The organism is Streptomyces sp. NPDC017940, from assembly GCF_044328435.1.
In the GTDB taxonomy this organism is placed as follows: Bacteria; Actinomycetota; Actinomycetes; order Streptomycetales; family Streptomycetaceae; genus Streptomyces.
Genome location: NZ_JBIRHJ010000004.1, coordinates 437,422 through 457,473, shown reverse-complemented (window position 1 = coordinate 457,473; position 20,052 = coordinate 437,422). Strand labels below are relative to the sequence as shown.

General features: G+C 72.8%; 18 protein-coding genes. 7 read left to right on the top strand and 11 right to left on the bottom strand.

Features of this window, described 5'->3' with window-relative positions:
- The first annotated feature begins 336 nt into the window (after positions 1-336).
- Positions 337-744 carry a hypothetical protein gene (locus ACH4DX_RS16300; RefSeq protein ID WP_398118730.1) on the top strand — a complete coding sequence of 136 codons (408 nt, stop codon included), beginning with the start codon at positions 337-339 and terminating at the stop codon, positions 742-744.
- A 112-nt stretch (positions 745-856) separates the two neighbouring features.
- On the opposite strand, the gene ACH4DX_RS16295 is transcribed toward ACH4DX_RS16300, so the two are convergent.
- The 3 genes from ACH4DX_RS16295 to ACH4DX_RS16285 form a co-directional block, all read right to left on the bottom strand.
- Positions 857-2,338: a DEAD/DEAH box helicase gene (locus ACH4DX_RS16295; protein ID WP_398155556.1), complete on the bottom strand. Its 1,482-nt coding sequence runs from the start codon at positions 2,336-2,338 to the stop codon at positions 857-859.
- Positions 2,339-2,640: 302 nt separating this feature from the next.
- Positions 2,641-3,330 carry a hypothetical protein gene (locus ACH4DX_RS16290; protein ID WP_398155555.1) on the bottom strand — a complete coding sequence of 230 codons (690 nt, stop codon included), beginning with the start codon at positions 3,328-3,330 and terminating at the stop codon, positions 2,641-2,643.
- Positions 3,331-3,409: 79 nt separating this feature from the next.
- Positions 3,410-4,615, bottom strand: a complete 1,206-nt coding sequence (locus tag ACH4DX_RS16285) for an LLM class flavin-dependent oxidoreductase (protein ID WP_398155554.1) — start codon at positions 4,613-4,615, stop codon at positions 3,410-3,412.
- Positions 4,616-4,993: 378 nt separating this feature from the next.
- On the opposite strand from ACH4DX_RS16285, the gene ACH4DX_RS16280 reads away from it, so the two are divergent.
- A complete protein-coding gene (locus tag ACH4DX_RS16280) occupies positions 4,994-6,580 on the top strand; it encodes an MFS transporter (protein ID WP_398155553.1) in 1,587 nt (528 codons plus the stop codon).
- Between the two features lie 153 nt (positions 6,581-6,733).
- Here ACH4DX_RS16280 and ACH4DX_RS16275 read toward each other — a convergent pair whose 3' ends face one another.
- Positions 6,734-7,177: a peptidase inhibitor family I36 protein gene (locus ACH4DX_RS16275; protein ID WP_398155552.1), complete on the bottom strand. Its 444-nt coding sequence runs from the start codon at positions 7,175-7,177 to the stop codon at positions 6,734-6,736.
- 294 nt (positions 7,178-7,471) lie between these two features.
- On the opposite strand from ACH4DX_RS16275, the gene ACH4DX_RS16270 reads away from it, so the two are divergent.
- A complete protein-coding gene (locus ACH4DX_RS16270) occupies positions 7,472-8,521 on the top strand; it encodes a helix-turn-helix domain-containing protein (protein WP_398155551.1) in 1,050 nt (349 codons plus the stop codon).
- Positions 8,522-8,525: 4 nt separating this feature from the next.
- Here the strand turns inward: ACH4DX_RS16270 and ACH4DX_RS16265 are convergent, their stop codons facing one another.
- Positions 8,526-9,818 carry an MFS transporter gene (locus ACH4DX_RS16265; RefSeq protein WP_398155550.1) on the bottom strand — a complete coding sequence of 431 codons (1,293 nt, stop codon included), beginning with the start codon at positions 9,816-9,818 and terminating at the stop codon, positions 8,526-8,528.
- A gap of 169 nt (positions 9,819-9,987) precedes the next feature.
- Here ACH4DX_RS16265 and ACH4DX_RS16260 point away from each other — a divergent pair, with 169 nt between their 5' ends.
- On the top strand, positions 9,988-11,457 hold the full coding sequence (locus tag ACH4DX_RS16260) for an FG-GAP-like repeat-containing protein (protein WP_398155549.1): 1,470 nt from the start codon (positions 9,988-9,990) through the stop codon (positions 11,455-11,457).
- Positions 11,458-11,560: 103 nt separating this feature from the next.
- Here the strand turns inward: ACH4DX_RS16260 and ACH4DX_RS16255 are convergent, their stop codons facing one another.
- From ACH4DX_RS16255 to ACH4DX_RS16245, 3 genes are read right to left on the bottom strand one after another with little or no spacing between them, the layout of a single operon-like run.
- On the bottom strand, positions 11,561-12,220 hold the full coding sequence (locus ACH4DX_RS16255) for a poly-gamma-glutamate hydrolase family protein (RefSeq protein ID WP_398155548.1): 660 nt from the start codon (positions 12,218-12,220) through the stop codon (positions 11,561-11,563).
- A 55-nt stretch (positions 12,221-12,275) separates the two neighbouring features.
- On the bottom strand, positions 12,276-12,740 hold the full coding sequence (locus ACH4DX_RS16250; protein WP_398118749.1) for an ABA4-like family protein: 465 nt from the start codon (positions 12,738-12,740) through the stop codon (positions 12,276-12,278).
- Positions 12,737-13,801, bottom strand: coding sequence for a hypothetical protein (locus tag ACH4DX_RS16245; RefSeq protein WP_398155547.1), 1,065 nt, complete (start codon positions 13,799-13,801; stop codon positions 12,737-12,739). Before ACH4DX_RS16245 ends, ACH4DX_RS16250 begins: the two co-directional genes overlap by 4 nt.
- A gap of 178 nt (positions 13,802-13,979) precedes the next feature.
- Between ACH4DX_RS16245 and ACH4DX_RS16240 the strand changes: the two genes are divergently transcribed.
- Both ACH4DX_RS16240 and ACH4DX_RS16235 read left to right on the top strand, forming a co-directional pair.
- Positions 13,980-14,642: a MerR family transcriptional regulator gene (locus ACH4DX_RS16240; protein WP_398155546.1), complete on the top strand. Its 663-nt coding sequence runs from the start codon at positions 13,980-13,982 to the stop codon at positions 14,640-14,642.
- Between the two features lie 97 nt (positions 14,643-14,739).
- Positions 14,740-15,264 (top strand): hypothetical protein, encoded by a 525-nt coding sequence (locus ACH4DX_RS16235; RefSeq protein WP_398118754.1) that lies wholly within the window; start codon positions 14,740-14,742, stop codon positions 15,262-15,264.
- A 24-nt stretch (positions 15,265-15,288) separates the two neighbouring features.
- Here the strand turns inward: ACH4DX_RS16235 and ACH4DX_RS16230 are convergent, their stop codons facing one another.
- Entirely contained in the window at positions 15,289-16,167 is an 879-nt protein-coding gene (locus ACH4DX_RS16230; protein WP_398155545.1) for a class I SAM-dependent methyltransferase, read from the bottom strand.
- A gap of 443 nt (positions 16,168-16,610) precedes the next feature.
- On the opposite strand from ACH4DX_RS16230, the gene ACH4DX_RS16225 reads away from it, so the two are divergent.
- Positions 16,611-17,102: a hypothetical protein gene (locus ACH4DX_RS16225; RefSeq protein ID WP_398118758.1), complete on the top strand. Its 492-nt coding sequence runs from the start codon at positions 16,611-16,613 to the stop codon at positions 17,100-17,102.
- Between the two features lie 113 nt (positions 17,103-17,215).
- On the opposite strand, the gene ACH4DX_RS16220 is transcribed toward ACH4DX_RS16225, so the two are convergent.
- On the bottom strand, positions 17,216-17,746 hold the full coding sequence (locus ACH4DX_RS16220; protein ID WP_398155544.1) for a hypothetical protein: 531 nt from the start codon (positions 17,744-17,746) through the stop codon (positions 17,216-17,218).
- Positions 17,747-17,841: 95 nt separating this feature from the next.
- Complete coding sequence (locus tag ACH4DX_RS16215) at positions 17,842-19,914, bottom strand: M6 family metalloprotease domain-containing protein (RefSeq protein ID WP_398155543.1); 2,073 nt, start codon at positions 19,912-19,914, stop codon at positions 17,842-17,844.
- Positions 19,915-20,052 lie beyond the last annotated feature (138 nt).

Sequence of the window (20,052 nt, the reverse complement as noted above, 5' to 3'; positions counted from 1 at the left end):
TCCGCTCCTTACGGGTGAGGCTCCGCGCCGGGTGCGGCCACGGACGGGCGAAGCGGGTGACACGAGTCCGCAGGGGAACCCGTCCCCCGGCCCTGCACGGACGACCCCGACCTCGTGAGGGCGCTGCGCCCCGGACCACCTCAGCAGACGCGCACCCGCACCGCTGGGAACGGCACGCGGTGAGGCGTCGGTGGCCGCGGCCGTCACCCTCACGGCACCTGCCGCACCCGCCCCCCCGCTGCTGTACTTTGCCGGGACCACGCGGTCGACGTTCGCTCTGAGCGGGCGGGCCCCGGCCGGAAAGCCGGTGCGACCCGTACCGGGGACAGGGGGCCCATGCCTGACGACGCGCCATGTTCGGTGCCCGCCGAGCACGACCCGGAGGTGACAAGAGCCGTCTACCGGGCCTGCGTCGACCTCGATGTGAGCAGCAAGGTCCGGCTGGCCGCCTTCGAGGCCGGCTGGGTGGAGTCCCACATGAACAACCTCGCCTGCGGGGACCAGGACTCGGTCGGCGTCTTCCAGCAGCGCCCCAGCCAGGGCTGGGGCACGGTCGAGCAGTGCGGGGACGTGCCGCACGCCACCGCGTCCTTCCTCCGGCGCGCCGTCGACGAGGACCGGCGCAACCCCGGCTGGACGGCGGGCCGGCTCGCCCAGGCCGTCCAACGCTCCAGCCACCCGGAACGCTACGACCAGGCGGAGGCCAAAGCGCGGTCGCTGATCGAGGAGGCGCAGGACGCGTAGGTCCGCGTCCCGCCCGTGGTGGTGGGCCGCCGGGGGCTACACGGCGCCGGGCGGACCGGTGCCCCGGACCTTCACAGCGGACCCCCGGGGGCCCGGCGGTGGCGAGCCCCCGTCAGCCCCCGCGGCGGACCCGGGCCGCCTTCCTGGCCTCCGCCAGCTTGCGGGCCTCACCCGTCCTGCGGGACTTGCCGCCCGCGCCGCGGGAGGTGTCCTTGCTGGTGCCGAGGCCGCGGAAGGGAGTGTTCGTGTTCTTGGGGCGGGACGCCGGGGGACCGCCGTCGAGCGGGGTGCCGGAGGGAGCCTTGGCCCCGGTGATGCGGCTGAGCTCCGCCTCGCCCGAGCGCACCTTGGTGACCTTCGGCTCGATGCCGGCCTCGGCCAGCAGCCGGCTCGTCTCGCGGCGCTGACCGGAGAGGACCAGAGTGACCACCCGGCCGGACTCCCCGGCCCGGGCGGTGCGGCCCGCGCGGTGCAGATAGTCCTTGGGGTCGGTCGGCGGGTCGACGTTGACCACCAGGTCGAGGTTGTCGACGTGCAGGCCCCGGGCCGCGACGTTGGTCGCCACCAGTACGGTGACCTGCCCGTCCTTGAACTGGGCCAGGGTGCGCGTACGCTGCGGCTGCGACTTGCCGCTGTGCAGGGCCGCGGCGCGCACACCGCTGGCCCGCAGATGCCGGGTGAGCTGGTCGACGGCGTGCTTGGTGTCGAGGAACAGCAGGACGCGGCTGTCGCGGGCGGCGATCTCCGTGGTCACGGCGTACCGGTCGGGTCCGTGGACCACCAGCACATGGTGCTCCATCGTCGTGACCGCCCCCGCGGACGGGTCGACCGAGTGGACGACGGGGTCGTGGAGGTAGCCGGCGACGAGCTGGTCGACGTCGCGGTCCAGGGTGGCCGAGAACAGCATCCGCTGGCCGTCGGGGTGCACCAGGTCGAGCGCCTCGGTGACTTGCGGCAAGAAGCCCATGTCGCACATCTGGTCGGCCTCGTCGATGACGGTGACGCGGACCCTGCCGAGGCGCACGGCCTTGCGCTCGACGAGGTCGTGCAGGCGGCCCGGGGTGGCGACGACGACCTCGGCCCCGTCGCGCAGCTCCGCGATCTGGCGGCCGATCGACATGCCGCCGACGACCGTGGCGAGCCGCAGCCCCACCGCGGCGGCGTACGGCGTGAGCGCCTCGGTGACCTGCTGCGCCAGCTCCCGGGTGGGCACCAGGACGAGGGCGAGCGGCTGCTTCGGCTCGGCGCGGCGCCCGGACGTGCGGGCGAGCAGCGGCAGGCCGAAGGCGAGCGTCTTGCCTGACCCCGTGCGGCCACGCCCCAGCACATGACGTCCGGCGAGGGCGCTCGGCAGCGTGGCCGCCTGGATCGGGAAGGGCTCGCGCACGCCGAGGCCGTCCAGCGTCCGCAGCAGTGCGGCGGGCAGTTCAAGATCGGCGAAGGTGGCGGCCGAGGGCGCCGATGACGCCTCCGCGCCGGGGGCGCGCCCGGCCTGCCCGGGGGCGTCGGCCCCGGTGTCCCGCCCGGACGGGCTGGCGGGGCCCTCGTCGTGCGCAGTGGTGTCGGTGTCGGGGCGGCGGTCGTGGTGCGTCATGAAGAGCCTTCCTCATGGGGTACGTGCCGAGGAAGGCCCGGCAGATGCGGGCCCGCGACAGCGGGCCCGAGCAGGTGACCGCACCGGCGGAGCCGGAACGGGGGTGGCAGAGGAGCCGGGTAGGACACGGGTGCGGACATCACAAACCCCTGCCACCTGCGCGAACACGCCCGCCGACCGACTCGGTGACCATCTGGACGGCTTCTAGCCGCTGTCCTCCGGCTGCACACCCGCCGCGTCGACGCTGCCTCGAACAGACTACCAACGAGGCGCCCGGCCCCGCAGTGACCGGGAAGCGGGACTCAGCTCCCCGCGTACGCGGCCGCCTCGGGGCCGCCGCCCTCCCCGAGCCGGGGGCGCCGGGGGCGGATGACGACCTCGCTCCCCAGCGGTGTGAAACCGGTGGCGAGAAAGGCCCGGAGGGAGCGGGCGTTCCCCGGTGCGACGGCGGCGAACACCGGCTCACCCGCGGGGACCAGGGTGAGCGCGTCACGCAACAGGGCCCGGCCGCGCCCCGTACCGGCGCCGTCGGGGTGTTCGAGTTCGATACTGATCTCGCGGCGTCCCGCGAGTCCGTCGGCCATGGTGACGAAACCCCGTGCGTCCCCGAGGACCCGCACGTTCTCACGCACCTCCCTGGCGTAGCGAACGCGCGGGTGATGGTCCACGTCCGAGCGCTCGAACAGGCGGGCAGAGCCTGAGGTGCCGCGCGCGACGAGTACGACGTCCGTGCTGCCGACGTCGCCTTCGCGGCCGGCGAGGTGGCGCAGGAAGTCGGGCGCAAGGGAACCCCCGTACCCGTCGGGCCCATGGGCGAGGACCTCGCGAGCGGGCAGCGCGGTGGCGAGCACCGCGTGGCCGGTGAAGGCGACGGAGCACTCCAGCCCCCGTGACAGCGGGGGAAGGACTGTCACCCGGCCGTCCGCGGGCGGGAAGCGTGACTCGGCGGCGTGCAGAAAGAGCGCCAGGAGGGGGTGTGGGTCGTCGTTCATGGGGGTCCATCATGTCCTGCCGGGCTGGGCCGGGTAGGGCCGGACCGGACTGGGCACAGGGCGGCTCGCGCGGGGCCGCTCAGGTGAGGAGCCCCGCGAGCCGGGCCATCTCGGTGGGTGGGTCGACCACCGGCTGGATGAGGAGCTCGTCGACGCCCGCCTGTTCCAGGGTGGTGATGCGGGCGAGGAGGTCGTCGCGAGTGCCGAGCAGGGCCAGGGCGTTCATCAGCGAGGGCAGAACCAGGTCCCGGTCCTGCGGTGCGATGCGTTCGAGGTAGTCGGGGTAGAGCTTGGTGTGCCGGTCCGGCGCGGTGGGGGTGGTGCCGCGCCGGTCGAGGAGCCGCCGCACCGCCTCGCGTTCCTCGGGTCCGAGTTGCTCGGCGAAGGCGGGTGTGTCGGCGGCGGTGTCGGCGGCGAAGGCCAGGAGCGACAGGACGAGGTGGCCCGTGGCGTCCCGGGCCGCGTCCCCGCGGGGGTCCTCGCCCTCGTCGAGCAGGTGGAGCGGGGCGACCACGTAGGAGTCCGCCGAGCCCGTGGGGTCCGTGGCGCCTGCCGGGTTCGCCGCGTTCGACGAGCCGGTGGAGTCCGTGAGGCCTGCCGAGTTCGCCGACTTCGCAGAGTCCGCCGAGCCCGTGGAGCCCGCGGTGTCCGCCCGGGAGCCCGTGCCGGACCCGGGGGAGCGGGGTGTGTCCTGGGCGGCGTGGCGGCGGGCGTCGTGCAGCGCGTGCCAGGCGGTGGGGTCCAGGAGGCCGACGGAGATGAGGCCGGTGCCGCGGCGTCCCGCGACGGCGGCGGCCTTCGGTCCGTGCAGCGCGGCGACGACGAACTCGATCGGGTCGGCGGTGTTCACGTGCGCCCCGGTGTGCAGGAACCGGATGTCGCGGACCCGGTCGCCTTCGCGGTACTCGGTCGAGCGCCCGGCGCACAGGTCCTGGAGCGCGGTGGTGAACTCCTCCAGCCGGGCCGCCGTGCTCGGCCGCATGCCGAGGGTGCGACGTGAGGTGTTCCCGGTGCCGACGCCGCAGATGATCCGGCCCGGTGCCAGCGCGTTGAGGCTGGCGAGTCCGCTCGCGGCGGCCGGTGCCGAGCGCAGCGCCGGTGAGGTCACGCCGATGCCGAGCCTGATGCGTCGCGTGGCCTTCGCGCACAGGCTCAGGGCGACGAAGGGGTCGCCGTTGACCATCGGCGTGTCGTAGACCCAGAAGCTGTGCAGGCCCAAATCCTCGGCCCGCACGGCGAGTTCCTCCACGCCGGGCTGTGCGCTGATCACGACGCCTGCACGCATCACAACCTCCGAGAGGTGCGGGGGCAACGGAGCTCGCTCAGCATGGCAGGTCCCGTCGCGGGGAGGGGGGCGACGGACTCCGCTCACAGCGCGCATGCCATCCGCGACGCATCGGGCAGTGATCGGAGAGAAGTGCACGCAACAATCGAGATGAACGAATAGGAGAAATTGACAGAGGGGCCGACTTCATGCCCCGTCATATCGCGCGAAGCATTTCCTTCGACCTTCCATCGGCAATTGACAGAGGGCGTCTGGCGTGCCTTCGGAGGTACGTGAAATCGGTAGTCCATAAAGGGTCGTTCGGGAATTGACAGAGGCGTGGTGATTGCCTACGGTCCCGTCGCGTCAGGTTTTCACCGACCGCGTCCGAAGGTATCGATGACCACGTCACCAACGCTGCCGAAAACCAGGCAGCAGTTGATTCTTGCCGTTCTCATGCTGTGCTCCCTGCTGATCTGGCTGGACAACACCGTCCTGAGTATCGCCCTGGAGACCCTCGCGGACCCCGTCCGCGGACTGGACGCCGACCCGGCCGAACTCCAGTGGGCCACCGGCGCGTACACCCTCGCCTTCGCCACCCTGATGTTCACCGCGGGCGCGCTGGGCGACCGCTACGGACACCGGACGGTGCTCGTCACGGGCCTGATGCTCTTCGCCGGTTCCTCGGTATGGGCGGCGTACGCGAACGACCCGCGGCAACTGATCGCCGCCCGCGTCGCGATGGGAGTGGGCAGTGCGCTGATCATGCCGGCCAATATGGCCATCCTCATGTGGACCTTCACCGGTCCGGCGCGGGCGACCGCCGTCGCCGTCTCCTCGACGTCCGCCGGTGCCGGAATGGCGGCGGGACCGGTCCTCGCGGGGCTGCTTCTCGACCATTTCTGGTGGGGCTCGGTCTTTCTGGTCAATGTCCCGGTCGTGGTCGTCGCGGTGGTCGGAATGGTCCTGCTGGTTCCGGATTTCCGCAGCCCCACCCCGCGCCCGCTGGACCCCGCGGGAATGCTGCTGTCGATCAGCGGGCTCGCGGCGCTGGCCTACGGGCTGATCCGGGCGGGGCAGGTGGCCGCCTGGAGCCGCACGGACGTCTGGGTGCCGATAGCCGTCGGACTGGTCCTGCTGGCCGCCTTCGTACGCGTCGAACTGCGGAGCAAGGCGCCCGGCTTCGATCCCCGGCTGCTCGCGCAGCGCATGTTCGGCGGCGGCAACGCGGCGCTCGGCCTGCTCCTGTTCGCCACGGCCGCCGTCACCTTCTACAACGCGTTCTACTTGCAGGGTGCACGCGCCTGGTCGCCGATGGAGGCGGGCCTCGCAGGGCTCCCGACCGCACTCGGCGCGATCCTGGGGGCACCGCTGGGGGCGCGCCTGGTGCGCCGCTGGTCGCTGCGCGCCGTCAGCGCACCGGCGTTCACGGTGGCGGCGCTGACCATGGGCGCGTACGGGTTCTTCGGACTGTGCACCCCGCTCCTGTGGATCGAAGCCTTGCTGCTGGTCCAGGGCCTGGCCATCGGCATGGTCCTCGGCCCGGTGACGGCAGCGTTGATCAGTACCCTGCCGCTCGATCGGGCCGGTGCCGGGTCGGCCGTCACCAACACCGTGCGCCAGACCGGCAGCGTGATCGGGATCGCGGTCGGCGGCACGATCATGTCGATCGCGTACCGGCACGCGATCGAACCCTCGCTGAGCGAGGTGCCCGCGGCCGCGCAGGACCGGGCGCGGCTCTCCGCCGAACAGGCCCGGCACGTCGCCACCGTGACCGACAGGCCCGCTCTCGCGCACGCCGCCGACGAGGCGTTCGTCCATGCCATGCACGTCGGCGCCGTCTGGATCATGCTCGTCGCACTTGCCGGGGCGGCGGTGCTGACGGCCGCCCTGCGCCCGGCCGGAAAGCCCGCGGGGCCGGTGCGGGAACCGGACCACGACCAGGGCGGCAGCCGCCCCGCGACCGGGACGGCCTCCCGCCCCTGACGGTGCGTACGTGGGGTGACTTCACCCAGTCCCTCCGCTCCGACGCCGGACTCGGCCGGAACCGGGGGCGGTGTACCCGTGCGGCGGCGGACCCGGTGGTGCCGCGTGCGGACGCGGCACCACCAGCCCCCCGTGGGTGGAGTGCGGCCCGAATCAGCAGCGAGCGTCGACGGCGCTCAACTTGTCGTTCTCGTGGGCGGCGAGATTGCCCTGCCCCCACCCTCCCCATGAGCCCATGTAGCTGCCGCTGTTGAAGTTGCGGTCCTTGTACATCCAGATGGTCGTGGGCGTGCGGTTCCACACCGAGCTGGCCTTGTCCTCGAACGGGCGCGGCACGAGGTGGCGGCCGCAACTGGGCACGACCCATATGCGGGCGGTGGAGTCCTCCTGGTTGCCGTAGGAGTGCTGGAAGAAGCACGTGCCCCCGTTGCACTGCTGCCAGGCCGCGGCGAGGTAGTCCCCGCCACGGAACTCGTACACCCCTTGCGCCCCGGGCACCTCGGTGACCCGGGTCTCCTCCGCGCTCGCCGCCGTCGGTGCGGCGACGGCGAGGACGGCCGAGCCGACCGAGACCAGTGTGGCGAACCTCTTGCGCATGTGTGCTCCCCTCTTGCCCTGAAGGCACCCGGACGGTGCCGGTTCACTGCGCTTCACTGTGGCCCGGCACGGCTGTCCGGTCTTGAGCAGGGAGCGCACGCATTCTTGGCACCCAGCGCATGTACCAGCCATCGGTCCGCGCCGGGGAAACCGGCGGTGCCCGGCGCGCACCCCTCTGGCGCGGAATGCACCGCGAAGCTGACCGGCGAGGTGCTCGTCCTCACCCCCGGGCCGCCCGACCATGAGCACCCGGACCCGGCGTCCCGGCCGGGCCCAGCGGCACGGGGGTGTGCGATGGCGGGTACGGATGGGGAGCCGGAGGCGTGGGTCTCCGTCTCCACCAGCAGTGTCAGCGAACGCGAAGGCTTCGAGTGGTTCAACGCGATGGTCGGCGATGCGGTCATGCCCCTGTCGATCACCAGCGCGTACACCGACAGGTTCCGCGGGACGGCCACCTCGCTGCACCTGCCGCGGACCGGGGTCTCCTCGTTCTCCTTCTCGCCGGGATCGGCGAGACGAACATCCGCGCACATCCGGCTCGGCGACCCGGAATGCTTTTTCCTCCTTCTGGTGCACGGCAGCCCCATCGGCCTCGAACAGGGCCGCAGCAGCACCCTGCTGCACGCCGGGGACCTGGCACTCTTTGACACTTCGCAACCGCTGGCCTGCGAGTTCGAGGACCACGACCGGCTGTCGCGGCTCACCCTGCTCCGGCTCCCCAGGGCCACCGTGCCGCTCCCCGCGAACCGGACCGACGCGCTGCTCGGCACCCGCCTTTCCGCACGCGGCGGGGTGGGCGCGCTGCTCGCCAGTTTCCTCGGCGGGCTCAGGGAGAACGCCGAGGAGTGCGACGCGGAGGAGCTCCGGCGCCTCGACGGCGTGGGCGCCGCGCTGGCCACCGCCTTCCTCGCCGGACAGCTGCCGGGCCCACCCGTCGTCCCGCCCGAGACCCACCGTCAGGCGCTGCTCGCCCGGATCCAGGCGTTCATCGAGCACAACCTCCGCGACCCCGAGCTCGGCCCGACGACCGTCGCGGCGCACCACCACATCTCCGTACGGCTGCTGCACCAGCTCTTCCAGGGGCGTCCGGAGACGGTGAGCGCCACGATCCGCCGACGCCGTCTGGAACGCGGCCGCGCCGATCTCGCCGACCACAGGCTCGGCCACCGCAGCATCGGCGAGACGGCCGCCCGGTGGGGCTTCCGCCACCAGGCGGACTTCGCCCGCGCCTTCCGCCTGGCCTACGGGATGTCTCCCAGCGAGTTCCGGCAGGAGCGCAGGGCGGCCACGGGTCCTCACGGGGCACACGGCGCCGGTTCCTCGGCGCCGTACGCCGACAGGTGACGGATCAGTCGGCGTCCGTGGTGCCCGGGACCCGCACGGCGGGCCCGGGGAGGCGGGCGCCGCCCTCGTCCGCCGCCCCGGTGTGCCGGGGACGGGACGCGGTGGCGGGCGAGAGCGCGGCGGCGACGAGTACGAGCAGCAGGACCGGGACCATGGCGGTGCGCAGGCCGTGGTGTTCGCCGACGAAACCCAGCGCGGGCGGTCCCGCAAGCAGGGCGACGTAGCCGATCCGGGAGGTGAGGGCGACGCGGCCGGTGGTGTCACGCCCGGACTCGCCCGCAGCGGAAAGGGCCAGCGGGAAGCCGAGGGAGGTGCCGAGCCCCCAGAGCAGCACGGCGCACCCGGCTGCTGCCGGGGAGTCCACGAAGGACACCAGGGCGATGCCGACGGCCGTCAGGAGCGCGCCGCCCCCGAGCGCCGCGGGCCGGCCGACCCGGGCCACCACGGGACCACCGGCGAAGCGGCCCGCCGCCATGGCGGCGGCGAAGCCCGCGTACACCGACGACCCGAGGCCGGAGGGCATGTCGTGGCCGTCGACCATCAGCAGCGGCAGCCAGTCGGTGGCGGTGCCCTCGGCGAGCGTCACACCGAACACCACACCGCCGATCAGCAGCAGCCGCGGATCGAGGTACAGCCGGCGCTCCCGGCCCGCCGTGGTCGTGTCCCCGGCGGGCGCCTCCCCGCCGGGGCCCGGGGCCGTGCCCTCGGGGCGGCCCGTGCCGGGGCGCAGTCCGGCCGCCGCGACGGCGAAGAGCCCGACCACGAGGAGCAGGACGAACGCCAGGTGCCAGGGCACGGGGAAGCCGACCGCGGCACCGGCCACCCCGAGTCCCGCTCCGACCACGGTGCCGAGGCTGTAACAGCCGTGCAGGGCGGGCAGCACGGGCCGGCCGAGCTCCCGTTCCACGCCGGCACCGTCGACGTTGCTCGCGACCTCCGACAGGCCCACGCCGGCGCCGAGGAGCAGCAGGCCGAAGGCCACCGACGGCGCCGACGACACCGCCGTGCCGAGCGCCGTCGTGCCCACACTGGCCAGCACCAGGCACATCCCGGCGACGATGACGGGGCGGGTGGAGAACCGCGTCACCAGGGCGGCGGCCACCAGGATGCCGAGCATCGAGCCGATCGACATGCCGAAGAGCACCAGGCCCATCTCGGCAGTGGAGGCGCCGAGCCGGTCCCGGACGTCGGGGGTGCGGGTCACCCAGGTGGCGAGCGCCAGGCCGGGTATCGCGAAGCACAGGCGCAGGGCCGTGCGGTGACGGCGCATCAGCGGGTCCGCCGGTACGGGATCCATCGGGGCGCGGGCCTCCGGGGCACGGGACGGCGAGCGTACGCACGTACCCTAACCGCGCGTATGAGCGGCCATCAGGGCCGATCGTCTGCGCACTCCGTACAACCAGCCGTGCCCTTCGGCGGTCACACCCGGTAACCCGTACTCCCGTCGACCGAGTGGGAGCCCCCCCGTGTCATACAGCCGCCGCACCCTCGCGTACGCCGTCGCAGCCGCCGCCGCGCTCACCACCGGGTTCGTGCTCCCGCCCGGTGCGGCCGCTGCCGCACCCCGCGCCACCACGAGCGACTTCGACGGCGACGGCTACGCGGACCTCGCCGTCGGTGTCCCGGACGGGACCGTCGGCGGCAAGTCCAAGGCCGGATACGTGAACCTCGTCCTCGGCGGCCCGAGGGGCGTCGGCGCGCACGGGAGCATCCGTGTCACCCAGGCCACTCCCGAGGTTCCCGGCTCCCTGGAGGCGGGCGACCGCTTCGGCGCGTCCGTCGCCCTGACCGACCTCAACGGCGACGGCATCGCGGAACTCCTCGCCGGTGTCCCCGGCGAGGACGTCACCGACCGCGGCAGGGACGCGGGCATGGTCATCGCCGTGGCCGGCTCGAAGGACGGGCCGGGACCGGCGTCGACGGTCCTGACCGGGCCGTCGCCGTCGGCCGCGTACGGCAGGTCGGTCGCGGCGGCCGACGTGACGGGCGACGGCAACAAGGAGATCGTGATCGGCGGCACGGACAAGGTCGTCGCGCGTGTCGCCCAGAGAGAGGACAGCATGGTCACCACCGTCGTCACCGCCCCCATGGGCGGCCGCGCCCCCGTCCTGGCCACCGGCGACTTCGACAGCGACGGCACCGCGGACCTGGCCGTGGCGTACTGGACGGCGGGCGAGCCCCACACGCAGTCCCACGTGCGCCTGTGGAAGTGGGACGCCGGCCGGTCCGCCCTGGCCAACTTCTGGAACACCGACAACGCGGGCGTGACCGCCCTGGCCACCGGCGACTTCGACGGCGACGGCCACGACGACCTGGCGCTCGGCGAGTGCCGTGAGATCGCCGACGAGAACATCGACGACCCGTGCGGCCCCGAGCAGCGTGCCGAGGGGGGCGGCATCCACCTCCACTACGGAAGCCCCGCGGGCGGTTCGTTCGGCAGCCGCGCCCAGACCCTCAACCAGGACACCGCGGGCGTCCCGGGCGTGGCCGAGGACGGCGACCGCTTCGGCGCCGCCCTCGCCGTCGCCGACGTCGACCGTGACGGCCGCGACGACCTGATCGCGGGTGCTCCCGGTGAGGCCGTCGGAAGCAGAGCGGGGGCGGGCGCGGCCTGGCTGCTCCGCGGCGGGGCCAGGGGCCTGCTCGGCGCGGGCGGCGCCGCCGCGTCCGTCGCCTGGAACCAGGACACGCCCGGCGTGCCGGGAGTCGCCGAGGCGGGCGACACCTTCGGCGCGGCCATCGCCACGGGCGGCCACACCCCCGGCGGCGTACCGGACGTCACGGTCGGATCCCCCGGGGAGAACGCCTCCCTGGGCGCCACCTGGCTCCTCCCCAACGCCTCGGCCACCAACGCGAAGGCCTTCTCACCCCGCACGCTCGGCCTCCCGTACCTGTCCGTGGCCCAGAAGTACGGCAAGCCGCTCGACAGCCGTTGAGCAGCCGTTGAGCAGCCGGGACGCAACCGCGACGCAACGGCTGAGTACGCCGTCACCAGGAGCACGCACTCCGCACACGCCCTCGCCGACCCCGCACGCGCCCTCACATGTCGCACGCCAGGTCGGCGACGCCGCGGTTCACGGCTTCCACGTACGCGTAGAAGGCGGCAGTCCGGTTCGCCGGGTCCTGGATCGTCGACCGTTGCAGGTCGGGGGTGAAGAACTGCCGCCGCTGGGCGCGGGAGATCTCCAGCTGCACCCCGCGGGACCGCAGCCCGGTGTTGCAGATGTTCCGCGGGCTCATGCCGCCCAGGTCGCCGGGCGGGTCCTCGCACCGGAAACCGGCCTCGGTCAACCGGGCGCGGATCAGTGACCCCAACTCCGAGTCCAGACCGCCGATGTAGGTGACGGCCTCGTCCGCCCGCCCGGCGGAGCCGTGCCACGACACGATGCGCGTGGCCTGCCGCGCGAGGTCCACGGCCTGCGGCTCGTCGAAGCGCGTCGACGTGATGTGCAGCGACGCGTTGCCGCTGCTCCTGGTCCCGGCGAACGTGTAGAACGGGCGGTCGCCAGCGGCGTGTTCGGCCAGTTGCTCGGGCGGCGCCTCGATGGCGCCGCCGTGGATCGCCAGGTGCAGCAGGTACACGCCCGAGGCGGGGCGGAGCTTGATGTACCAGTCCCGGCCCTCGACGTTGACGAGCTCGCCGGTGTCCGGATCCCTGTCGGTGACCAGCTCGTTCCAGTCGGTGTACTTGTCAGCCACAGCCGTTCACCCTACGTCCGCGTACGGCATGAGCAGCACCCGGCGGGCGGAACGATCAGGGGGAACCCGCCGGCCGCCACGGGGCGGCGGCCGGAGCGCGGGTGCGCCGGACCAGGCCCGCCCGCACCACCAGGAACAGCGCCAACGCGAACGGTGAGAGCAGGATCGCGAGGACCAGCAGCGGCCCCGTCACCAGCGGGTGCACACCGAGGCGCCGCGCCTCACGGAACATCCACTGCCCGAGCAGCAGGTCCCAGGCAATGACCTGTGCCCACATGGCGCCCGCCCCCTGGGCACGGGCGGTCAGTTCGCGGAAGGTGTCGATGTCCGGGGAGGAGACCGCGGACCACAGTTCGGGCAGGACGGGGACCGCCAGGGCGAAGTAGACGGCCAGGACGGGGACGACGGTCAGCGGTGACGCGGCGACGCGGGCGGTCGGGCCCCAGCCGGGGGCGAAGATCATGAGGAGCCAGACGGGAGCGGCGAGCCAGAAGGAGAACTCGAAGAGGAATCCGGTCACGAGACGACCTCGACTTCCTGACCGGCGGCCGCACGCCCGGCGGCCGCACCTCCGGTGGCCGCACGCTCGGAGGCCGCACCTCCGGCGACCGCACCTCCCGCGGCCCGCTCGACCTTCTGCCCCCCAGCCCCCCGGTCCGGCCCGGACGGCGGGCCGGACCCCCCGCGCAGCGCCCCGTACGTCCCGGCGACCGCGGCACAGGCGATCACGCCCACGGCAGTCAGCGTCGCGCCGTCCGGGTGGATCAGGGGCCGGCCGCGCAGGGCCTGCCAGGTGAGCAGGGCGAAGAGGGCCGCATACGTTCCGGACGCGACCAGGACGAGACGCAGCCGTACGCGTTCGTCCCGCAGCCGGACCATCCGTGGCGCGAGCACCGTCAGGACCACGAGCGCCAGCGGCAGCAGTTGCAGCGCGTGCATGCCGAAGAAGTGGGGGACCCGCAGATCGCCGCCGGTGGTCGACCAGCCGGTCACCGGCATCGAGGGGCCGCCGTCCGGCACCCCCACGCTGTGCGCGCCGACCACCGGGGACTCGCCGCGCACCTGGCCGGGGGCGGGCCGGGTCATCAGGAAGCCGACAGCGGCCCCGGCCAGCGCCACGACGATGCCGCAGCGCACCGCCCACGCGGCGGCGCGGTCGAGGATCCTGGCACGGAGCAGCAGGACGGCGATGACGAGGGTGCCGAGCCAGAGGACGACCACGGTGACGGCCATCGCGTCGAAGAGCGCCGAGTCGAACGGTGTCTCGTTGTTGAAGTGACTGCGCCTGCCGCGCACCACCTGCCAGGTGATGAGCACCATCTCCACCGTGCTCGCGGCCACGACGACCGTGCCCGCCCACCAGCCCACCCGCCGCCCGCGGTCCAGGAGCGACAGCATCCAGGCGAGCGACATCCCATACGCGACGAACGAGAGCGCGAACTTCAGCGGCTTGAACCAGATCCGCGCGCCCACCAGAACGCGGTCGTCGACGACGGCACCGACCGCGCAGAGGACGGTGAGGACGGCCATGGCCGCGGAGAACAGCACCAGCGGGCGGTGCCACGTACGCCATAACGTCATGTGATTCCCCTCGTGAACCTGTGAACCCCTGAACCCGTGAACCCGTGAGCTCGGGTGCTTGCGGGTAATGGATAGTGGCGCTAGCCACTATCCGATAGCGGAACTATCTATGATGGGGTGGGGATTGGCAAGGGCTGCTCGGCCCGGGCAGCGTGACGAACAGGAGAGTGGACAGCCCGTGCGCATCGGCGAGTTGAGTCGCAGGACCGGCGTGCCGGTGCCGACCATCAAGTACTACGTACGGGAAGGGCTCCTGCCACAGGGCGAGCTGTCGAGCCCCAACCAGGCGCAGTACGGCGAGACGCACGAGCGCAGGCTCCGGCTGATCCGTGCGCTCCTGGAGGTCGGCGGCCTGAAGGTGGCCGCCATCGCCGAGGTGCTCGAAGCGGTCGATGAACCCGGGCGGCCGCTGCACAAGGTGCTCGGCGCCGCCGCGGACCGGCTCGGCGGGAAGGGCGCGGACGGCGACGACCCCGAGGCGGCAGCCGCCCGCACCGCCGTCCAGGAGCTGATCGCGCGGCGCGGTTGGCGGACCGACGGGTCGAGCCCGGCCGCCGCGGACCTCGCGCGGGCCCTGGCCGCGCTGAACCGGCTCGAGCACGGAGCGTTCGCGGAACTGCTCGACGACTACGCCGACGCCGCCGAGCGCGTGGCCCGCGCCGACCTCGGCTATGTCGGCCGCCGGGTCGCCGTCGAGGACCTGGTGGAGAGCGTGGTGATCGGCACGGTGCTCGGCGAGGCGGTATTCAACGCGCTGCGCAGGCTCGCGCACGTGGACGCGTCGGCACGCCTGTACGGCGAGGGCGACGGTGGGGACGGTGACAGGGGCAGGGGCAAGTGAGCCCCGGGTGTGCCTTACGGCGGACGCGGACGCGGACTTGACCTCAAGTGCACTTCACGTAGCAGGATCGGGGGCGTCCTGCGAAAGGGGATGGGGCATGACGACGTACTCGGCGCCACTCGGCCCGTGCGAAGCCGCGGCGGGGGACGCATCCGGCCGGGAGGCGATGCGCCGCGGGCTCGCGCTCGTGGGGGCCTACGCGCGCGCGGAGCCCGCCGCGGTGGACGCGGCCCTCGACGGGGCGGGCCGCGCGGTGGTCCGGCGGCTGCCGCACGTCACGGGGGACATCCTGCGGCTCGTCGTCGGCATCGTGATGTCGGCGCCGCGCACCCTCACCCCGGCGGACGTGGCACGCACGGCCGCCGCGCTCGCAGCCGCCGGACCGCCGCACCACGAACTGGCCGTCTCCGAAGCCGTGCGCGCCTGGGCCGCAGGCGACGGCACACCGGCGCGCACCTGGTGGCAGGACGGCGTGTCGGGAGCCCACGGCGCCGCGGTCCTCGCGGCCGCCCTCGCGGTGCGGGCGTGGGGGACGGCACCGTTCCTCGGCCTCATCGAGACGTTCGAGGTCCTCCTGGAGACGCCCGAGACGCCCGACGAGGTGGTGGACGCCGGCGGCTGACCCGCCGCCGGAGCGGACGTACCGCTACGCGCCGGGCTTGCCGAGCAGCAGCAGGTGGTACTCCACATGGCTCGTGCAGAACGAGCGGTAGGGGCCCATCAGAGGATCCGTGCGGACCAGCAACTCCTTGCCGTAGCGCGCCTCGATCTCCGCGCGCCGGTCCTGGTACAGCGCCGCCATCAGCTCCGAGGAGAGCACCGCGTTGGCGGTCATGTCCTGCACGCGCAGGACCTGGAAACCGGCCTCCTCGACGTCACCGACGAGCGTCGTGAACGAACGCAGCGGCGGAGAGGCCCACAGTTCGCGGTACGCCGCGGTCTCCGCGTCGGTCGGGGTGCCGCGCAGCGTGAACTCGGTGCACAGGAGTTGCCCGCCCGGCTTGAGCACCCGCAGGGCCTCGCGCAGGGCCAGAGGCCGGTCGGACAGATGCGGAAGGCAGTCGATCGACCAGGCGGCGTCGAAGGACGCGTCGGCGTGCCCGAGCGCCATGGCGTTGCCGTACGCGAAGTCCACGCGGGCCGCCGCCGGATGGCCGGTGCGCCGCTCCTCGCACTGGGCCAGCTGGCGCTCGCTGACGGTGATGCCGGAGACCCGGGTGCCGGTGCGTTCCGCCAGGCGCAGCGCGGGGCCGCCGGTGCCGCAGCCGATGTCCAGGACGTGCGCCCCCGGCTTCGGGTGGAGCGCGTCGATGAGGAACTCGGTCTGCCGGTCCTGCGCGAGGTCGGCGAGACCGACGAGGGTGGTGACGGGGGTGCGCTCGCCGTGCGGCACCAGCATGCCGATGTGCACGGCCGCCGAGCCAAGGGTCATGGCCAGCAGGTCGCCGAACTGGTCGTACATCGCCCCGACTTCGTCCGGGCCGGGGGCCGGTGTGCCGCTCGTGTCGTGATCGTTCGCCGTCAAGGTGCGTCTCCTTCTGACGGGTGCGGGCCGGGGGCGCCCGCACGAACGGGTCCATCTCCTTGTGTCCGTCCATTGCACCTGCCACGGCGCCTCCCGTGACGGCTGAGACAGGCCATGCCTGCGGCGGCTCTCCCAGGAGCGGACCGGAACCGGAACGACCTGCGCGTTGCCGCGCCCGGCACCGCCCGTGCCGCGCGGCAACGGCGCGGTCACGGCGCGGAAAACCCGTACCCAGGCACCGCGCCGCATGATTTACGATTGTCCGGCTTCTGTCACAGTGCCGCGTGACGCGAAGGCTCATTTGTTTCCCCGTGTCGCTCTCGTGCTAGGAATACGGGGCGCCGCACGGCGACGTGAGTCGTTCTGCGGAATCGCATCGCACTGTGCTGTCAGTTCGGCCCCACCCGGGGCCGCAGGGGGAGAGGTATCACCGAGTGAACCGCATGCGTACGACCGCCGCAGTCCTGGCCACGGCCGGGGCGCTCACCGCCACCCAGCTGGGACTGGCCGGTTCCGCATCCGCTTCGACGCCGGCGCCGTCCGCGACGGCCTCGAAGGTCGCGCCGCGCAGCGCGGCCTGCCCGATCGACATCATCTACACGTCGAGGTTCTACATCGGCTCCGGCGGCTGGGTGACCGGCGACGGGCTGTACTTCGGGCTGAAGAACAAGAGCAACAAGAGCTTCAAGAAGGTCACCTTCACGGTCACCAACGTGAAGAACGTCCGCTTCGGCACGGCGAAGGCGAAGGGCGGAAAGGTCACGCGCAAGACCTCGAAGACCGTCTCCGTCCACACCACGACGCTCAAGAAGAAGGCGAGCCTGGGCGTCCGGGTCGAGTCGCGCCTGCTGAACACCCGTTCGTACAAGGTGAAGTTCAGCGTCCGCGGCTCAGGCTGGAACTGCGCGGTGAACCAGGGCACCTGGGGCAACTGAGCAGCGCCGCCGCATGCGGCCGGGGGCACCGCCCCCGAGCGCACGCTGACGCACCGGAGCCCGGTCGACCTCGGTCGACCGGGCTCCGGCCGTTCGCTCACCGGGTACGGGGCTCAGTCGCCCGAGCTGTCCTGGAGGAACCGCTCCACCTCGCTGGCGACCCCGGCCCTCGCCGACGACGCGCGCCCGTCGGTACGGGTGGAGGCCTCGTGGACGCCGAGGCCACCGCTCCACACATAGCCGAACGCCGGTTCGTCATGGACCTGCGGGCTGATCTGGATGTCCAGCTGCTTGAGCTTCGCCGCGGGCGCGGCGGCGTACAGCGTCGCCGTCACGCGGCGCTGCGGATACAGGTTGAAGTCCCGGATCACGGAGCCGCCGAACTCGTCGACGAACGCGCCGTGCCCGTCCCGCCCGACCCGCACGTCGTAGTGGCGGGGGTGGTCGTAGAGGTCGATGCCGAAGTAGGTGGAGCCGCGGTTGTCGAAGGTGACGTCGAAGGCCACGTACGTCAGGCCCTTGGCGTCCTCGTCGCGCCCGCGCTGCGGTGCGGCCTTGCGGAGATGGTGCACGCGGACGCGCAGTCCCGCCCATTCCTCGGACTGGTACTCCTGCCAGTCCCCGACGACGTTTGGTATGTCCATCATTCCCACCTTTCCAGGCGTAAGCCTAGGAGCAACGGGGCCGGGGACAGCAGGGTCCGTGGCGTGACGACGGCCACGCGTCCGCGAGGTGTCCGCTACGGCTTGCCGGACGTGCGCACCTTGCAGACGGCCGTCGCGGTCTTGCCGGGGTCGCTCTCCGACCGGGCGGTGAGCAGGACCCGGTTCTGCCGCTCGGCCCCGGGCCCGGCCTTCACGGCCACGTCGACCTCGACCGAACCGCCGGCCCTTGCGGTCGCGAGCCGGTTGGGCAGCCACGCCGACCAGCCGCGCCCCTGCGAGGTGGCGGTGAGCCGGTAGACGTCCGAGCCGAGGTAGCGGTCCGCGCTCTCCGGGTGCCCGGCCTGCCCGGTCCCGGCGCGCCCGGTGTTGGCCAGGTCGAAGGAGCACACCGCGCGGCGCCCGGGGTCGCCCTCGGCGTGCCCGCGGCGCAGCTCGACCCCGCGGCGCTGCTCGCCGTCGCCGTCGAGGGACTTCACGGCGACGGTGTACGAGAGGACTCCGGAGCGGCTGCGGCGCAGGTCGAGTACGTAGAAGTGCAGCCGGTTGGCGCGGTCGACGTACTCGTACTCGCTGCCGGAGTCGGCGCCCGCGTGCAGCAGCGCGTCGCTGAGCTGCCGGTAGTCGCCCATGGTGATCTTCTGCGGGGTGCCGTCGGGGCGCGTGTAATCCAGCATGTCGATGTCCTCGGGGTGCGAGTCGACCACCCAGGCGAACGGGGCCCTGTCCTCGTTCTTGGTCTTGTTGAGCAGCACACCGTGATCGGGGGTGAAGGAGTCCATGCCCATGCGGTCGACGACCTCGACGGTGTAGTTCTCGTAGCCGCCGCCGTCGCACAGCGGGTCGGCCTCCGGTGAGCAGGCCGGTGACAGATCGCGGTTCATGGCGATGTTGACGCCGCTGAGTCCCTTGGCGCCCGGCGGTGCGGAGCGCGCGGTGATCCGGGCGACGACCGTGCCGGAGTCCTTGAGCGCGTCGCGGTCGAGGCGCAGCACGTTCTTCTCGTCGACGATCCCGAGCTTGAGCTTGTCCCGCAGGATGTGCTGGGCGCCCATGGAGGCGCCGTTGGTGGCCGGGATCTGCCAGCGGGTGTGCGGGCCGCCGGGGCCGTTGAAGGAGCCGCGCGAGAGCATGCTCCAGATGCCCGTGTAGGCGCGGCGCAGGGGCTTGCCGTAGGGGTTGTTGTAGTTGTCGCCGATGCCCAGGATATGGCTCAGCTCATGGGCGTACACGCCCATGCCGGAGCTCTCGGCCTGGGTGGAGGAGCCGTCGGAGGCGTTGGGCCAGATGCGGGCCGCCGCCGCCCAGGACGTCCACGGGACGTAGCGGGTGCTCGCGGAGTTGTCGCCGGTGGCGATGGGGGCGGGCGGCCCCCACTTCGCCGGAACGCCCCGCGGGGACGCGAACTTCATCTGGCCGAACTCCTGCCACACGGACGACTCGTCCTGGCCCGCGGTGAGGTAGAAGACGAAGTCGAATTTTCCTGTCTCGGCCTCGCCGACGTCCGCGACCCACGCGGCCTTGCCGTCGGTGCGGATGTTCTTGCCGCAGGTGGTGTTCCGCGGGCAGGCACCGGGGTTCATCTGGGGTTCGATGCCGTACTGGAACGACTTGTGGGGCAGGCGGTAGACGCCGAAGGCCGTCAGGTCGACGCCGATGCGGCCACCGGAGTCCTCCATCCAGTACTCGTTGATGGTGTGGCCGCGGTTGAGCGCGCCCGGCTTGTTGAGGAAGTCCCGGTAGAAGCCGGGCAGCTGTGCGCGCGGAATGTCCGTGGCGCCGGTCTGCGGATTGCCGAACAGGGTCGACCCCGCCGGCCTGCTGACCGTGAACTCCTCGTCCGGGTAGTCGAGAAGGACCAGGGCGCCCTTGAAGGTGCGCTGCGTCGGCTTGAGGTCGGGATCGGCCCAGTCCGTTCCCGGCACCGACCGGTAGTCGGCCCAGGTCATGTCGTCGGGGTTCTGCCAGCGCTGCGGGTCGATCGGCTGGACGAGCGGAGGCCTGCCCGCGGGTTCGGGGTTCGCCCGTGCGGGGCCGGCGGCGAGCGCGGGGACGAGCAGGGCCAGGAGAGCGGTGAGGACGGCCGCGCGGCGGGCTCTGCCCCGCGGGGGTCCGGCGCGGTGTGTTCGGGTACTGGTGCGGCGGAGCAACAAGGCTCACCTCTTGTCTGGGGGGTGTGGACAAGAACATGACAAGCCGATCAGCGGTACCTTCCGCCGTGGCCCACCGGGGAGTCAACAGCCTTTTGGGACGGGTTCGGCTGCTGGGGCGCCGCTGCCGGGAGGGAC

Coding starts and splice junctions, on each gene's coding strand:
- ACH4DX_RS16300 (WP_398118730.1), top strand. CDS start 337: ATGCCTGACGACGCGCCATGTTCGGTGCCCGCCGAGCACGACCCGGAG.
- ACH4DX_RS16295 (WP_398155556.1), bottom strand. CDS start 2,338: ATGACGCACCACGACCGCCGCCCCGACACCGACACCACTGCGCACGAC.
- ACH4DX_RS16290 (WP_398155555.1), bottom strand. CDS start 3,330: ATGAACGACGACCCACACCCCCTCCTGGCGCTCTTTCTGCACGCCGCC.
- ACH4DX_RS16285 (WP_398155554.1), bottom strand. CDS start 4,615: ATGCGTGCAGGCGTCGTGATCAGCGCACAGCCCGGCGTGGAGGAACTC.
- ACH4DX_RS16280 (WP_398155553.1), top strand. CDS start 4,994: ATGACCACGTCACCAACGCTGCCGAAAACCAGGCAGCAGTTGATTCTT.
- ACH4DX_RS16275 (WP_398155552.1), bottom strand. CDS start 7,177: ATGCGCAAGAGGTTCGCCACACTGGTCTCGGTCGGCTCGGCCGTCCTC.
- ACH4DX_RS16270 (WP_398155551.1), top strand. CDS start 7,472: ATGGCGGGTACGGATGGGGAGCCGGAGGCGTGGGTCTCCGTCTCCACC.
- ACH4DX_RS16265 (WP_398155550.1), bottom strand. CDS start 9,818: ATGGATCCCGTACCGGCGGACCCGCTGATGCGCCGTCACCGCACGGCC.
- ACH4DX_RS16245 (WP_398155547.1), bottom strand. CDS start 13,801: ATGACGTTATGGCGTACGTGGCACCGCCCGCTGGTGCTGTTCTCCGCG.
- ACH4DX_RS16235 (WP_398118754.1), top strand. CDS start 14,740: ATGACGACGTACTCGGCGCCACTCGGCCCGTGCGAAGCCGCGGCGGGG.
- ACH4DX_RS16225 (WP_398118758.1), top strand. CDS start 16,611: ATGCGTACGACCGCCGCAGTCCTGGCCACGGCCGGGGCGCTCACCGCC.
- ACH4DX_RS16220 (WP_398155544.1), bottom strand. CDS start 17,746: ATGGACATACCAAACGTCGTCGGGGACTGGCAGGAGTACCAGTCCGAG.